The 14,959-nt window shown below is 70.4% G+C and carries 16 protein-coding genes; 10 read left to right on the top strand and 6 right to left on the bottom strand.

All coding sequences use genetic code 11. The features are described 5' to 3' along the window. Positions 1-20: 20 nt before the first annotated feature. Together ON41_RS01705 and serS are read right to left on the bottom strand one after the other, a co-directional pair. A complete protein-coding gene (locus tag ON41_RS01705; RefSeq protein ID WP_246460944.1) occupies positions 21-1,796 on the bottom strand; it encodes a putative bifunctional diguanylate cyclase/phosphodiesterase in 1,776 nt (591 codons plus the stop codon). Positions 1,797-2,009: 213 nt separating this feature from the next. After that, positions 2,010-3,272, bottom strand: coding sequence for a serine--tRNA ligase (serS, locus tag ON41_RS01700; RefSeq protein ID WP_040744341.1), 1,263 nt, complete (start codon positions 3,270-3,272; stop codon positions 2,010-2,012). A 171-nt stretch (positions 3,273-3,443) separates the two neighbouring features. On the opposite strand from serS, the gene ON41_RS01695 reads away from it, so the two are divergent. From ON41_RS01695 to ON41_RS01675, 5 genes are all read left to right on the top strand, one after another. After that, positions 3,444-4,562 (top strand): septum formation family protein, encoded by a 1,119-nt coding sequence (locus ON41_RS01695; RefSeq protein WP_040744339.1) that lies wholly within the window; start codon positions 3,444-3,446, stop codon positions 4,560-4,562. Between the two features lie 12 nt (positions 4,563-4,574). Further along, positions 4,575-4,928 carry a metallopeptidase family protein gene (locus ON41_RS01690; RefSeq protein ID WP_040744337.1) on the top strand — a complete coding sequence of 118 codons (354 nt, stop codon included), beginning with the start codon at positions 4,575-4,577 and terminating at the stop codon, positions 4,926-4,928. Between the two features lie 169 nt (positions 4,929-5,097). Next, positions 5,098-5,433: a PE family protein gene (locus ON41_RS01685; RefSeq protein ID WP_040744336.1), complete on the top strand. Its 336-nt coding sequence runs from the start codon at positions 5,098-5,100 to the stop codon at positions 5,431-5,433. A 47-nt stretch (positions 5,434-5,480) separates the two neighbouring features. Further along, positions 5,481-6,680, top strand: coding sequence for a PPE family protein (locus ON41_RS01680; protein WP_040744334.1), 1,200 nt, complete (start codon positions 5,481-5,483; stop codon positions 6,678-6,680). Continuing rightward, on the top strand, positions 6,677-7,522 hold the full coding sequence (locus ON41_RS01675) for an ESX secretion-associated protein EspG (RefSeq protein ID WP_051160849.1): 846 nt from the start codon (positions 6,677-6,679) through the stop codon (positions 7,520-7,522). Before ON41_RS01680 ends, ON41_RS01675 begins: the two co-directional genes overlap by 4 nt. A gap of 13 nt (positions 7,523-7,535) precedes the next feature. Here the strand turns inward: ON41_RS01675 and ON41_RS01670 are convergent, their stop codons facing one another. From ON41_RS01670 to ON41_RS01660, 3 genes are read right to left on the bottom strand one after another with little or no spacing between them, the layout of a single operon-like run. Then, entirely contained in the window at positions 7,536-8,264 is a 729-nt protein-coding gene (locus ON41_RS01670; RefSeq protein ID WP_051160848.1) for a histidine phosphatase family protein, read from the bottom strand. Then, on the bottom strand, positions 8,261-9,181 hold the full coding sequence (gene pheA, locus ON41_RS01665) for a prephenate dehydratase (RefSeq protein ID WP_040744332.1): 921 nt from the start codon (positions 9,179-9,181) through the stop codon (positions 8,261-8,263). Before pheA ends, ON41_RS01670 begins: the two co-directional genes overlap by 4 nt. Positions 9,182-9,231: 50 nt before the next feature. Further along, on the bottom strand, positions 9,232-9,651 hold the full coding sequence (locus ON41_RS01660; protein ID WP_040744582.1) for a hypothetical protein: 420 nt from the start codon (positions 9,649-9,651) through the stop codon (positions 9,232-9,234). Between the two features lie 100 nt (positions 9,652-9,751). Between ON41_RS01660 and ON41_RS01655 the strand changes: the two genes are divergently transcribed. The 5 genes from ON41_RS01655 (at position 9,752) to ON41_RS01635 (ending at position 13,956) form a co-directional block, all read left to right on the top strand. Continuing rightward, positions 9,752-10,513, top strand: coding sequence for a DUF2470 domain-containing protein (locus tag ON41_RS01655; protein WP_040744330.1), 762 nt, complete (start codon positions 9,752-9,754; stop codon positions 10,511-10,513). Positions 10,514-10,591: 78 nt separating this feature from the next. After that, positions 10,592-11,359, top strand: a complete 768-nt coding sequence (locus tag ON41_RS01650) for a CPBP family intramembrane glutamic endopeptidase (protein ID WP_040744329.1) — start codon at positions 10,592-10,594, stop codon at positions 11,357-11,359. A gap of 78 nt (positions 11,360-11,437) precedes the next feature. Then, positions 11,438-12,748 carry an LCP family protein gene (locus ON41_RS01645; RefSeq protein ID WP_085995589.1) on the top strand — a complete coding sequence of 437 codons (1,311 nt, stop codon included), beginning with the start codon at positions 11,438-11,440 and terminating at the stop codon, positions 12,746-12,748. A gap of 9 nt (positions 12,749-12,757) precedes the next feature. Then, positions 12,758-13,324, top strand: a complete 567-nt coding sequence (locus ON41_RS01640) for a ferritin (RefSeq protein WP_040744327.1) — start codon at positions 12,758-12,760, stop codon at positions 13,322-13,324. Between the two features lie 83 nt (positions 13,325-13,407). Beyond that, positions 13,408-13,956, top strand: coding sequence for a ferritin (locus ON41_RS01635; RefSeq protein WP_040744324.1), 549 nt, complete (start codon positions 13,408-13,410; stop codon positions 13,954-13,956). A gap of 64 nt (positions 13,957-14,020) precedes the next feature. Here the strand turns inward: ON41_RS01635 and ON41_RS01630 are convergent, their stop codons facing one another. Continuing rightward, positions 14,021-14,935, bottom strand: coding sequence for a DUF5926 family protein (locus tag ON41_RS01630; RefSeq protein ID WP_040744323.1), 915 nt, complete (start codon positions 14,933-14,935; stop codon positions 14,021-14,023). Positions 14,936-14,959: the final 24 nt, after the last annotated feature.

Raw genomic sequence — 14,959 nt, 5'->3', positions numbered from 1 at the left:
CCGCGGCGCCGCGCGCAACGCTAGTTCTGCGCGCCCGTATCGAACGGGTTGTCGACCGGAACCCATCCGTTGGTGGAGAATTCGCGACCCGCGCCCACCAGGCCGTGCCGGTCGTTGAGATCGTCGATCAGCTCCGCGACCGGATGCGAATCGCTGTAGTGATAGCCCTGGGCCAGCGCGAAGCCCAGCTCGGTGAGCACCGCGGCCTGGTACTCCGTCTCCACGCCCTCCGCGATGACCTGCAGATCCAGCGACTTGCTCAGCGCGGCGATGACGCCGAGCAGCGGCGGGGCGGGTGTGTCGGAGCGGATGGCGGCGACGAAGGACTGGTCGACCTTCAGGATGTCGCTCGGGATGGTGGCCAGGCGGCTCAGCGAGGAGTACCCGGTGCCGAAGTCGTCGATGGCGATGCGGACGCCCCGATCCCGCAGCATGTGCAGATTCGCGAGGGCCGTCTGGGATTCGGCGGCCAGCTCGCTCTCGGTGACCTCCAGGACGAGCTGGTCGGCGGGCCAGCCGGTATCGGCGAGGATTCCGGCGACCCGGTCCGCGTATTCGGGTTCGGCCAGTTCCAGGCCGCTCACATTGACGTTCAGGGTCAGATCCAGCTGGGCGAAGGTCTCCTGGAGGCGCGCCGCGTCGGCGCAGGCCCGCCGCAGGACCAGCTCGTCCAGATCGGAGATCAGGTCGTATTCCTCGGCGACCCGGATCAGGCCCTCGGTGGTGACGTCCGGCTGGGCGCTCGACGACCAGCGCAGCAGCGCCTCGACGCCGACGGCCTTGCCGCCGCCCTCCGACAGGCTCACGATCGGCTGGTAGTGCACGTCCAGCGCGCCCTTGTCGATGGCCTCGCGTAGTTCGACCGCCAGCGGCAGCTGCCGCGACGACTCCAGCACCGTCCGGTTGCGACCGGCCTGCTTGGCCCGGTACAGCCCCACGTCGGCCCGGCTGACCAGCAAGGATCCGGATTCACCGGGCTGCCAGGAGGTGACGCCCGCCGAACAGCCCGTCGTCACCGCCGCGCGCAGCTGTTCGGTGAGCAGGATCGCGGCCTGTTCGGTGGTGTCGGGCAGCAGCAGCGCGAACGCGTCGCCGCCGTAGCGGGCCAGGCGTTGATCCGGCCCGAGCAACTTGGCCCAGGTGTCGGCGACGCGCTGCAGCACGGCGTCGCCGGCGCGGTGACCGAGGTGGTCGTTGATCTTCTGGAAGCGGTCCAGGTCCACCAGGACCAGCGCCAGCCCCTGCCCGCTGCGGCTCGCGTGCGCGATGGCGGCATTGAGGGCGCGATCGAATCCGCGGCGGTTCAGCAGTCCGGTCAGGACATCGATGTCGGCGTCCGACGCCATCCGCGTGAGGATCCCGACGACGATGCCGGCCCCCACGGTGACCCCGGCCGGGATCATGCCCGCCCACCACGGCAGTCCGCGCGAGGGCACGACCCACAGGCACAGCGCGACGGCGAACAGCACATGCGCCGCAACCCACTGCCAGGCGAAGAATATGGCCGCGTCGCAGGCGACGAAGACGTAGAACGCGGCCAGGCTGATGCCGCCGACCGTATTCGGGAACCAGTGCACCGCGACCGTGACCAGGACCGTCGCGACCGCGACGTAGGCGTGGTGGATCGAGTGCGGCAGCCGGGGACCCCAGATGAGCAGGCTGATCCCGAGCAGCAGCGCGATGCCCGCCGCGATACCCACCAGCGGCCGATTTCCCTCGTCACCCGGGGCGATGGCCGTGATCAGCAGGCCCAGAACCCCACCCATCACGTAGAACGCCCCGGTGGTCCGAGCCATCACCATTGCCGTCGCTAGCGCCGACGCCGTTCGCACCCGCGTGCGGGTATCGCCGCCAGACCCGATTCCTCGCACGCTGCCTAGCCTAGACACAGTTGCCCCGCACAGTAGACACATCGGCAGGAATCGGCGGGCAAAGTCGCCGATTTCCCGGTTTCGCGGCGCACGTACGGGTGCACGTGCACCGTTTCACGACCTTCTGCGAATTTTCAGTTACCGCAACGGTTCCAGGACCTCCCGGCCGACGAACGGCACCAGCGCCGCCGGGACGCGTACCGAGCCGTCGGCTTGCTGGTGGTTCTCCCAGAGCGCGACCAGCCAGCGCGTGGTCGCCAGGGTGCCGTTCAGCGTGGCCGCGATCTGCGGTTTGCCGTTGTCGTCGCGGTAGCGCACCGACAGCCGGCGGGCCTGGAAGGTGGTGCAGTTCGAGGTGGAGGTGAGTTCGCGGTAGGTCCCCTGGCTGGGCACCCACGCCTCGCAGTCGAATTTGCGCGCCGCCGAGCTGCCCAGGTCACCGGCCGCGACGTCGATCACCCGATAGGGCACCTCGAGCGCGGCCAGCATCTCCTTCTCCCAGGACAGCAGCCGCCGGTGCTCGGCGTCGGCGTCCTCCGGACGGCAGTAGACGAACATCTCGACCTTGTCGAACTGATGCACGCGGATGATGCCGCGGGTGTCCTTGCCGTAGCTGCCCGCCTCGCGCCGGAAGCACGACGACCAGCCCGCGTAGCGCTTGGGCCCGGCGGAGAGGTCGAGGATCTCGCCCGAGTGGTACCCGGCCAGCGGCACCTCGGAGGTGCCGACCAGGTACAGGTCGTCGTCGGGCAGGTGGTAGATCTCGGCGGAGTGCTGGCCGAGGAATCCCGTGCCCGCCATGACCTCCGGGCGCACCAGCACCGGCGGGATCATCATGGTGAAGCCGTTGGCGGTGGCCCGCTGTGCCGCCAGTTGCAGCAGGCCCAGCTGCAGCAGCGCGCCGTAGCCGGTGAGGAAGTAGAACCGCGACCCGGACACCTTGGCGCCGCGCTCCATATCCACCAGCCCGAGCGATTCGCCGAGTTCCAGGTGGTCCTTGACCTCGAAGTCGAATTCTGTTGGCGTGCCGACGGTCTCGAGCAGGACGTAGTCGTCCTCGCCGCCGGCCGGTGCACCCTCCTGGACGACGTTCGACAGGGCGCGCTGCGCGGTCTCCAGGGCGGCGTCCGCGGCGTTCTCGGCGGCCTCGGCCTCCTTGACCTTCGCCGCCAGCTCCTGCCCGAGGGTCAGCAATGCGGGGCGTTCCTCCCGGGACGCCTTGCCGACCTTCTTACCCAGCGCCTTCTGCTCGGCGCGCAGGTTGTCGGCGGTGGCAACCGCGGCGCGGCGGGCGGCGTCGGCCTCGAGCAGGGAGTCCACCAGCGCCGGATCCTCGCCGCGGGCCCGCTGGGAGGCGCGCACCGCATCCGGATCGTCGCGCAGGAATCGGAGGTCGATCATGGGCCATCAGCCTAATAGGTGCCGTCGGCGAAGCCGCCCTTGGCCGCGCACGGCCGGGGCGAATGCGGAGGTACGCCCAATAGGCGGGGATACGGCCTGCGCACGGGATATCCGCGCCGATCCAGGGAGGCTCGTGGCGGGGCCCGGAACGCGCTGTCATGATGGAGCGCGATGTCCACCGATGATGTGCCCCAGGCGCCCGAACCCGGTGAGTCCGGACGGCGGAGGGCGAAACGGTCCTCGACCGCGCGCACCGCGTCCGGTCGGCTGCACCTGCCCGCGCACAAGATGCGCTGGGGCCTGCTGGCGGTGGCGATCGGCGCGGTGGTGGCCGCGCTGGTGACCATGTTCATCTCGGGGTTCCGCAGTTCGCACGGTTTGGAGGCGCACGATCCCGGCTCCCCGGCGCCGCCCGGCCGGGCCGCCGGCGCCTTCGGCAGCGCGCGCTCCGGCGACTGCCTGTCGTGGACCAATGCCAAGACGCTCGACCTGAACAAGGTCAACTGCTCGGACAAGCACCTGTTCGAGGTGACCGCCGATATCGACCTGAGCCGGTATCCGGGCCGCGAATTCGGGCCGGGCTCGCGCTTTCCCGATTCGCTGCGCTTCGCCGAGCTGCGCGACGAGCACTGTGGCCCCGCCGCCGCGGCCTACCTCGGCGGCCGCCTCGATCCGCGCGGCCGGTTCGTGGTCGGCATGATCAATCCGGGCGAGCCGGGCTGGCGCAACGGCGACCGCACCATCCGGTGCGGACTGCAAACGGTCAGCGCCACCGGCAATGCCAGCCAGCAGTCCACCGGCCGGGTCCGCGACAGCGACCAGTCGCGCACCTTCGAATCCGGCACCTGCATCGGCATCAGCCAGAGCCTGCCCACCAACGAGCCGACCGACTGCGCCAAACCGCATGCGTACGAGGTGATGTCGGTGGTGGACCTGGGCGCGCACTTCACCGGCGGCCCGCCCGACAACGGCGACCAGGACAAGTTCATGCAGGAGGAGTGCTCGCACGCCTCCGACGACTACATGGGCGGCCAGGACGCGCTGATCAACAAGACGCTCACCATCTTCTGGGACAACCTCGACACCCGCAGCTGGCTGGTCGGCAGCCACAAGCTGAACTGCCTGGTGGGCAAGGGTTCTCAGGACGGCTTCTCGACGATCGTCGGATCGGCCAAGGGCGACATCACGATCGACGGCCAGGCCCCGGTGGCGCCGCCGAACTCCGGCCGTTCCACCCCGGCGCCGCTGCCGGGCGCCGCGCCCGCCCCGGTTCCGCCGCAGCCGCGGTAACGGAGTCGGGGCATGGCCGTCTCGATGTCCGACGACCGCTTCGAGGAGTTGGTCGGCGAGGCGCTCGACATGATCCCGGCGGAACTGGCCCGCGCCATCGACAACGTGGTGGTGCTGATCGAGCCGCGCCATCCCGAGGATCCCCACCTACTCGGCCTGTACCACGGCATTTCGCTGACCGAGCGGGTCGACAGCCAGTACGGCGGCGCGCTGCCCGACACCGTGACGATCTACCGCGAGGCGATCCTCGGGATCTGCGACACCGACGAGGACGTGGTGGAGGAGGTCGCGATCACGGTGATCCATGAGATTGCTCACTACTTCGGGATTGACGAAGACCGCCTCCATCAGCTGGGATGGGGCTAGTCTTGACCCGCGAAGCGGGTCAAGCCGAAAATGATTGGGGACCTGAGGGAACCGAACCGCGGTCCGTCACGTCCAATCAACTCGTAGGGGGAATTCTCGTGGTTCCACCGAAGGGCAGACGTATGTCGGCCCGGCAGATGTACAGCCGCCACTAGAAGGGGTTCGAGTCATGGTTGGCAAATTCCTTTTGTCGCCCGAGCTGATGCTCGCGGCCTCGGCAGAACTGGATCTACTCGCGGAGCGTCTGATGGCCGCGTCCGCGCTCAGCGGTCCGGCGACCCATGTGCTTCCCTCGGGTTGCGAGGAGGTGTCCCTACTCGCCGCGGGCCACTTCAACCACGCCGCCATGACGCACGACGGTGCGGTCGCGCAGGGGGCGCTCGAACTGCACCACGCCGCGCACTCGCTGCGCATGCAGTGCGCGAGCTTCCTCGCCGACGACGCGGTCCAGGCCGTCAGCGTCGCCGCCGTCAACGCCGCCATCGGCGGCGCCACGCAGGTTTAGCCTCCGGACCACCACAGCCACTTGTACCGCACAGGGGAGTAACGAACATGGTTGCAGGGATCACCGGGGCGATCTGGGAACTCCGTCCCGCCGAAGTCAACAGCGCCACGCTGCACAGTGGCGCGCACGCGGTCCCGATCGTCGCGGCCGCGACGGCCTGGGGCGCGCTCGGGGCGGTGTGGGCCGAGGCCAGCACCACCGTCGCGCGCACGATGGCCGAGGTCGGCGTCGGCATGGAGGGCCTCGGTGGTGTCGCCGCCCTGGCCAAGCTGACCACCTTCCTCGGCTGGGCCGGCCAGCAGACCGCCATGTCGGCCACCATGGCCGCCAAGGCCACCGGTAACGCCACGGCCTACGGTGTCGCCGCGCTCGCCATGCCGAGCCCGCCCGAGATCATCGCCACCAACGCCGCGGTCACCGCCGCGCACACCCCGCCGGGGATCGTCTCCGGCAGCTTTGCGCTGGCCGAGGCCGCGCGCGTCGCGATGGACGCGCGCGCCGCGGCGGTCATGGAGGTCTACGAGGCCGCGACCACCTTCATCGCGACCACGCCGGGCGAATTCCTCATGCCGCCGCCGATCGTCCCGGGCGCGGGTTCGGCCGCCGAGGGCGGGCAGGCCGCGCAGGGCGCGGTCATGCAGGCCAACCCGAGCGACCCGCTGCAGGCCACCATCGCGGCGGCGCAGGCCGTGGCGAGCAACCCGTCCGTGATCAGCACCGCGACGCAGGCCGCGCAGTCGGCGGCGTCGATGGCCGCCAGCGGTGTGTCCAGCGCGGGCAGCGCCGCGAGCACCGCGATCTCCTCGGCCGTGCACGGCAGCTCCGGCGTGCCGAGCTTCGCCGGGCCCATGATGGCGGGGGTCGGCATGGCCGGCGGCGGGGTGGCCGCGGGCGCGTCGACGCGCGCGGTGTCGTTCTCCGGCAACTCGACCGTCGGCATCGGCAACAACGCCGGTTCGCTGAAGCTGCCCGAGGGCTGGGGCGCGGGCGCCATCGGCGCCACGCCGGGCACAGCGCCGACGACGACCGTCGACCCGGTTCCGACCGCGAGCCAGGCGGGCGCTCCCGCCCCGGCCCGCACGGCCGGCACCGGCGGCAATCCGCTGCTCGGCAACCAGGGGCATGCCGACGAGGACGAGGCGGAGCACAAGCGCAACGAATACCTGCGGGGGGACCACATCGGCGAGGGCGGGCTCATCGCGCCCGGCGTCATCGGTGGCGACCCCTCCGCGGAGAGCGCTAGGTGACGGTGTTGGGCGCTGGCCACGGCCCCTCCATGCTGGAGGCGGTCGTGCTGTCGTTCCACGAGTTCCAGTTCCTGCTGCAGAAGCTGGAACTCACCAACATCCCCGTCGTCCTCGCCGCGAACCGGTACTACGACACCGAGGACACCTACTCCCAGGCCATGTCCGGCGCGGAACAATCCCTCACCGATCGGGAACTGCTGTTCGGTGAGGAGGTCCTGCCGGATCTGGCGGAGCGCCTCCGGGCGCTCGAGCGTCCGCACTGGGCGCTCGAGATGCGCTGGATCGTCGCCGATTCGGTGAACCGGCTGTGCATCGCGAAGGGCGACGAACTGGAGGTCGTCGTCCTGCGCGGGCAGAACTCCTTCGTCGTCGACGAGGTCGGGCCGGATCTGCCGGGCACGGTGATCGCCGCGCTCGGATCGGCCCCGCCGCTGGAGCTGTACGGCATGAACGCGCCGACCGAGGAGCTGGCCCCGATCCTGGGCGACACGGGCGACACCGCCGCGACCGCGCGGCGGCTGGCGGAGATCGGCCGGCCGGCCCAGGACGCGCAGACCCTCGCCGCGGCACTGGTGGAGATCGAGTCCGCCGCGGAGATCATCGGTGTCGTCTACGGCGACGGCAGCCGCGATTTCACGCCCAATCACATCTCCGTCTTCAACACGCGCCACGGCCGGTTCATCTCGACCACGAGCGTCTCCGAGGACGAGGTGAAGTGGTCGTCGCTGAGCACGGGCACCCCGGCCCGTCTGCGAATCGCTTTGCAGGACTTGATCAATTCGATGCCGCTGCGCGAGGACTTCCCGTTCGGCTCCGGCTCCGCCTCGCCGCTCGGCACCTGACCGGAACGGACGTTCAGCCCATCGGATCGTCGGCGGTGGGCTCCACGTCCGTTCCGAAGGGCGGGGTGTAGCGGCCCCACCGCGCGCACTCCCAGCCCAGGAATGTCGCCCCGTCCACCCGCGGTGCGTAGCGCGGGACCAGTTCGATCGTCTCGGTGTTGTCCAGGTGGTTGTTCGTCGTGAACGGCGGCGCCACACCGCCGATCGCCCGGCCGGCCAGGCGCATGGCGGCGCCGTGACTCACCAGCAGGATGTCGCCGCGCTCGGAGACGTCGCCGGGCGTCAGATAGGTCTCGCGCAGGTGATCCAGCACGGCCAGATACCGGTCGAGCACCTCCTGCCCGTTCTCGCCGCCGGGCAGGCGCACCTCCAGCTCGCCCAGGTGCCAGCGGCGGTAGACGCTCTGGAACACCTCGTGCGCCGCCGCGGAATTCGCGCCCTCGAGCTCGCCGACCTGCACCTCGTGCACCCCGTCGACGACCTCGGCGGGGACGCCCGTCACCGATTCGATGTGCCCCGCGGTCTGCCGGGCCCGCAGCGCCGCCGAGCTGAACAGCCGCCGCGGCGCGGCCGCGAGATTCGTCGCGAACGATTTCGCCTGCGCCACACCGCGTTCGGTCAGCGGCAGGCCGGGCAGCTCGGTATCGAGCACCTTGGCGACATTGCCCTCGGTCTCCCCGTGCCGGACCAGGATCAGCCGGCCGGCCCGGTTGGTCGCGCCGGCGCCTACACGGTCGTTCACAGGTCGGCCTTGCCTTTCTTCAGATCGTCCAGCCAGGCCGCCGCCGGTGCGTCGGGCGGCGGCGGGGTGCCGCTCGGCGAACTCGCCGGCCACGAGCCCAGGAAGCGGATCCGGCCGGCCGTGCGGTGCAGCGCTTTGAGCGCCTCGGCCACCGCGACATCGTCGATATGGCCGACGCAGTCGAGGTAGAAGCGGTAGGTGCCCATTCCGGTGCGGGTGGGCCGCGACTCGATCCGGGTGAGATCGACTCCGCGGGTCGCGAATTCGGCGAACACCCGCATCAACGCACCGGGCTCGTTCGCCAGTTCCAGCACCACCAGCGAGGTCCGGTCGCCGCCGGTGCGCGCCGGCGCCTCGCACGGCCGGGTCACCAGGACGAAGCGGGTCACCGCCTGATCGTGGTCGGCCACGCCGGACGCCAGCACCGCCAGGCCCATCCGCTCGCCGGCCAGCGTCGTGGAGACGGCCGCCTCGGCATGCCCCTGCACCACATCCTCCGCCGCCGCCGCGTTCGAGGCCGAGACGTACATCCGCGCCCGCGGCAGCTGCCGTTCCAGCCAGATCCGCACCTGGGCGGCGGCCACCGGATACGCGGCGATCGTGCGCACCTCGTCCAGCGTGACGCCGGGACGGGCCACGATCGTGAACGCGACATCCAGTTCGGTCTCCGCCACGATCTGCAGGCGCGGGCCGAGGGCGAGCGCGTCGAGGGTCGTCGAGATCGACCCCTCGACGGAACTCTCGATCGGCACCACCGCGCCGTCGACCTCGTCGGAGCGGATCATCTCGAGGGCGGCACCTTGACTGGGTGCGGCGACGCGTTCGACCGGACCGTCGAACACGCGCGCGGACTCGAGCTTGGCGAGGGCCATCTCGGTAAAGGTTCCCGACGGCCCGAAATAGGCGATACGCGGCACGGATACGACATTACCGAGGAGTCGGGTACAGGCTCGGAGTTTGCGCGATGTCAGGAGGCCAGCACGCCGAGGTGATGGGCCACCTCGTCGGGCGTGTCCGACTCGACCGCCAGCAGTACCTCGCGCAGCGCGTGCACGGCCGGCGGTTTCAGGCCGCGCAGGAAGGCGATGTCCGGGCGGCGCAGCGCGGCGCGGATGTCCTCGCCGCACAGCGCGGCGGCGGTGGCCGCGACGATCGCCAGCGCCCGCTCCCCCGACTCGACGCGGGCCACGAACCCGATCTCGGTATGGGCGGCGCCGACCAGGAATGCGGAAACCTGCTCGTCAGGGGCGTCGCCGTCGAGTACCGGCGCATCCGGCACCGCGGGTGCGGGGCGGACGAGGCCGTCCACGAGGCTCGCGTGGGCGGTGGCCGGAACACCCAGCGACACCAGGACCGGCTCGGAGGCGGAGCTCGAATCGTGCGGCACGGTTTCCACCGTAGCGATCGCAATGCTTGCGCTCCGCCTCGCCTTCACTTAGCTTAGGTTTACCTAATACAGCGCCGGGTCCGGACATCTGGGAGGACGCATGCCCCGCACGACCACCACCGCCGCACCGTCCACGGCCGAGCGGGTGCGCAGCGCGAGCGCACACGCCGAGCAGGCGGTCCTCGCCATGCCCGGCGCCGATCCGGTCCCGACGTCCGTGCATCACCTGCGGGCGTGCGGCGATGCCGTCATCGCGGTGCCCCTCGACTCGGCCGCGGTGGCCGCCGCCTTCGGACCGCTCGGCTCCCCCGCGGTGCTCGAACTCACCGATATGGCCCCGCTCCCCCTGCGCGAGCCGGTGCGGTCGCTGGTGTGGCTGCGCGGCCGGGTCCGCGCCGTGCCGCAGTACGCCCAGCGCGCGCTGGCGGGCGAGGTGGCCAAGGAGCATCCGCACCCCGCGCTGCTCGACGTCGGCCACACCACCACGCTGCTGCGCGTGGTCATCGACTCGGCGGTCGTCGCCGACTCCAGCGGCGCCGCCTCGGCCTGCCTGGAGCAGCTGCGCTCGGCCCGCCCCGATCCGTTCTGGGAGCTGGAGTCGGCCTGGCTGCAGCACATGGACGCCGATCACGCCGATGTCGTCGCCCAGCTGGCCCGCCACCTTCCCGTCCGCCTCCGCGGCGGCACGGTGCATCCGCTGGCCATCGACCGCTACGGCGTGACGCTGCGGGTGGAGAGCGCGGAGGGCGACCACGACGTCCGCCTCCCGTTCGAATCCCCCGTCGACGACATCCAGGCCCTCAGCCGCGCGGTGCGCATCCTCGCCGGGTGCCCGTTCCTGCACGGCATGCGCCGAATCTGACAGGCCGGCCACCGCGCGATCTTCAGCGACGCCGTGGCCGCCGCGGAGTAGACGCCGGGCGCACATAGATTGGCGGGCATGGTCTTCCCCGCCGATACCGGACAGCAGCGCACCGCGATACGGCTCGAGATCGCGATCGTCCTGGTCGTCACGTTCGGGCTGAGCGGGGCCAATGCCGCCCTGTCGCTGCTCGAGAGCGCGCTGTCGCCGGGCGGGGTCGGCGGGCAGAGCGTGGCGCTGAACCCGTCGCGAGCCACGCAGTCGACGATCGATCTGCTGTTCCAGCTGTTGAGCGTGCTCCGGCTGGCGGGCTGGGCGGCGCTGGGCCTGTACCTGTTGTGGCGCAGCGGGTTCGGGCCGCGGCTGATCGGACTGGCGCGCATCCGGCTGAAAGGGGACGTCCTGCCGGGGCTGGCGCTGGCGGCCCTCATCGGCCTGCCCGGCCTGGCGCTGTATCTGATCGCACACGCGCTCGGGATGAGCGTGACCATCGTGCCGAGTTCGCTCGGCGACCACTGGTGGCGGCTGCCGGCGCTGGTGCTGTCGGCGATGGCGAATGCCGTTGCCGAAGAGGTGCTGGTGGTGGCGTATCTCATCACGCGGCTGCGCGCGCTGGGCTGGTCGGAGAACCGGTCGCTGGTGGCCTCGGCGCTGCTGCGCGGCAGCTACCACCTGTATCAGGGACTCGGCGGCGGCCTCGGAAATCTGGTGATGGGCCTGGTGTTCGGCACGTTCTGGCAGCGCACGAACCGGCTGTGGCCGCTGATCCTGGCGCACGCGACCATCGACACCGTCGCCTATATCGGATACACCGTGCTGCACGGCCATGTCTCCTGGTTGCCATGAGAATGCCGCGATACACGTGAGAACTGTCATCTGTTCGAGATGAACCCTCCGGCGGGCCGGGTCAGTAGCATCTCGGTGATGAACGGCGACGACCCCCAGCAGTACGCGCGGACGCGCCGGGTGCCGCCGCCAGGCCCCGGGCGTCCCGGACCTCCCCCGGCGAACCGGCGGCAGCCCGGCGGCGAACCGCCCCGGCGGCCGCCGATCGAGCCGACCCAGGTGATGCGACGCGACGGCCACGATCAGGCGCTGGCCTATTCGCAGGTGCCGCCGCAGAATCAGCCGCGCTTCCGCCGCGGCGGGCCGCCGCCGGAACCCATGACGCACGCGCCCACCCAGCGCCCGGTCCCCTATCGGGAGGCGCCGCCCCCGCCACCGCCGTCGGCCCCGCCCCGCCGCCGGGATCGGGACCGGCCGCCGCCGGAACCCCGGATGCGCCGCAAGCGGCGCTGGGGACGCTGGCTGCTGCTGATCCTGATCATCCTGCTGATCCTGCCGATCGCCGGCGCGATCTACCTGGACCGCTCGCTGCACCGCGTCGACGCCCTCAGCGACTACAAGGACCGCGTGGGCGACACACCGGGCACGAACTGGCTGCTGACCGGTTCGGACAGCCGCCTTGGCCTCACCGCCGATCAGGAGAGCGAGCTGTCCACCGGCGACAGCCAGGACGCGGGCGGCCAGCGCAGCGACACGATCATGCTCGTGCACGTTCCGAAGTCGGGCAAGACGACCATCGTGAGCTTGCCGCGCGACTCCTACGTCCCGATTCCGGGCGTCGGCAGGGACAAGCTGAACGCGGCGTTCTCGGCGGGCGGGCCGAAACTGCTGACCCAGACCGTCGAGACGGTCACCGGCCTGCACATCGACCATTTCGCGGAGATCGGCTTCGGCGGTTTCGCGGGCATGGTGGACGCGGTCGGCGGCATCGATATGTGCCTGCCCGACGCGATCGACGACCCGCTGGCCGGAATCGACCTGCCCGCCGGGTGCCAGCGCCTGTCCGGGGCCCAGGCGCTCGGCTTCGTCCGCACCCGCGCGACCCCGCGCGCGGATCTGGACCGCATGCACAACCAGCAGATGTTCCTCTCGGCGCTGCTGAAGAAGTCGACCGACACCGGAACGCTGATCAACCCGCTGCGACTGTGGCCGCTGGCGCAGGGCCTGGCCGATTCGCTGCAGGTCGACAACGGCGACCACATCTGGGACGTGGCCCTGCTCGGCTGGGCGCTGCGCGGCGACACGGTCTCGACGACGGTTCCGATCGGCGGCTTCGACACCGTCTCCGGCAGCGGCAGCGTCCTGCTGTGGGACAAGGAGAAGGCGGGCCGGTTCTTCGACGCCCTGGCATCCGACAAGGCCGTCCCCGAGGATTTGATCACGCGGTAGCGTCGAAACATGCCCGACGACGGTCAGCACCCGGACGACGATGAACGCCCCTTTCCCGAATTGTTGCGCGATCAGATCCGCCACGAATTCACCGCCGCGCAGCAATATCTCGCGGCCGCGGTATACCTGGACGCGCTACGGCTCCCGCGGCTGGCGGGGGTCTGCTACGGCGGCGCCGAGACCAAGCGCGACCACGCGCTGCGCATGATCCGATATCTGCTCGACCGCGATGTCCCGGTGGCGGTCGGCGGTCTGGACGAGATCGTGCCGTCCTTCGAATCGGCCCGCGCGGCAATCGAGTTCATGCTGCGCCGGGAGCAGTGGCTGAGCGAACGCGTGCACGCGCTGACCCGCACCGCGTGGGAGACCGGCGACTACGTGGGCGAGCAGTTCATCCAGTGGTTCCAGCGGGGCCAGCTCGACGAGGTCGCCCGGATGACCACCCTGCTGGCGGTCTTCGACCGTCCCGGCGGCACCCTGTTCGATATCGAGGACTTCGTCACACGCGAGATGGGAATTTCCCGGAAACAGGATCCGGCGGCGCCCGGAATTGCTGGGAAAACGCGAATCCGATAAGGCAATACTTCCCTCAATTAGGCTGTACTCAATAAGGGTGTACTTGGATGACAGCCACGATGACCAGCATTAATGTCGTATTCATGTCCAGCCACCCCGAAACTCACCGCAGCAAGTTCCACAGTTTGCTGCACGATCAGATTCGGCACGAATTCAATGCCGAACATCAGTACATCGCGATCGCAGTCTGGTTCGACAATGCGGACCTCCCGGTGCTGGCGAAGTACTTCTACAAGCAGGCGGTCGAAGAACGCAACCACGCGATGATGATCGCGCAGTACTTCCTCGATCGCGATATGAGCATCGAACTGACGGGCGTCGACGGCGCGAAGTCGCGGTTCGAGAACGCCCGCGAGCCGATCGCGCTGGCGCTGCAGCAGGAGAAGACGGTCACCGATCAGATCGTGCAGCTGGCGAGCACCGCCCGGGAAGAGGGCGACTACCTCGGCGAGCAGTTCATGCAGTGGTTCCTCAAGGAGCAGGTCGAGGAGGTCGCGCGGATGACGACGCTGCTCACCGTCACCGATCGCGCCGGCTCCAACCTGTTCGATCTGGAGAATTTCGTCTCCCGCGAGATGAGCGTGCCGGACGATACGTCGGGCGCACCGCACGCCGCCGGAGGCTCGATCTGACGGCGTCCCCACGGGTGGACGAGGCTCGGCTCCGCGGCGACCGCGGGGCCGAGCCTTTCCGCTACTAGCGCAGAGTGACCTGACGCGAGCGCAGCCCGTCGCGCGACCGCCGCTCGTCGGAGGTCAGGGGCGCGTCGGTGGCCAGGGCCTCGGCCAGGCGCTTGCCGAATTCGGCGGCGGGAGCGGCCCATTCGTTCTGATGCTTCTTGCGGTCGAGGTCGAAGACCGGCACCAGCAGCCCGTGGGTGCGGAACGAGCCCGCGAACCGCGACCCCTCGCCGAGGTTCAGGCCGCCGGCCGCGTGCACCCGGGCCAGCGCCAGCATCAGCGCGTCCTCGTCCTCGGGGCGGACCCACCGCAGGTGCGCCTTCTCGCCGGCGTCGACCCACCACGCGGCGCCGGCCGCGTCCAGTTCGAGCCGGTCCGACGGCATGATCGCCTGATTCGCCTGCTCGATGGTGGCGGCGACCTGCGGGTCCGGGGTCACGCCTGCCGGCACCCACCAGTTGAAGTCCTGGTGCACGGTCAGATCCAGCGCCGCGTCCGGATCGATCACGTCGGACAGCGCCGGCGCCTCGTCCTGGCCCTCGGCGGCCTGCAGCGATTCGCCGGGCTCGGCGTCCTGCGTCCACCGGATCGCGGCGGCGAGATCGGCCACGGGATCGTCGGACTGGAACTGCACCTGGGCGGCGACGAATCCGGTCGGGTCGTCGCCCGCGCGCACCAGCGCCGCGACGGCCCCGGGCAGCACGGTGGCCAGGGTGACCGGCCGCGTGGCCGACGCCTTCGGCGAGAGCCGCAGCGTCCCGGTCGCCGACGGCACGAACTCCCGTAGCGCGACGAGATCGCATTCGGCGGCCAGGCCGGCGAAGGGGCGCGTCACCGACTGCGCCGCCTGCTCCTGCGCCGCGCGGCGCTCCGCCAGCCGCTGGGCCCGATTCCCGCCGGGCTTGGGTTGATTTCGTTTGCTCTTACCCACGAACGGTGAACCTACAGTGTCGGA

Origin of the sequence: Nocardia transvalensis NBRC 15921 (assembly GCF_000308875.1) — a bacterium.
Classification (GTDB): Bacteria; Actinomycetota; Actinomycetes; order Mycobacteriales; family Mycobacteriaceae; genus Nocardia; species Nocardia transvalensis.
This window is presented reverse-complemented; position numbering and strand designations above follow the sequence as displayed.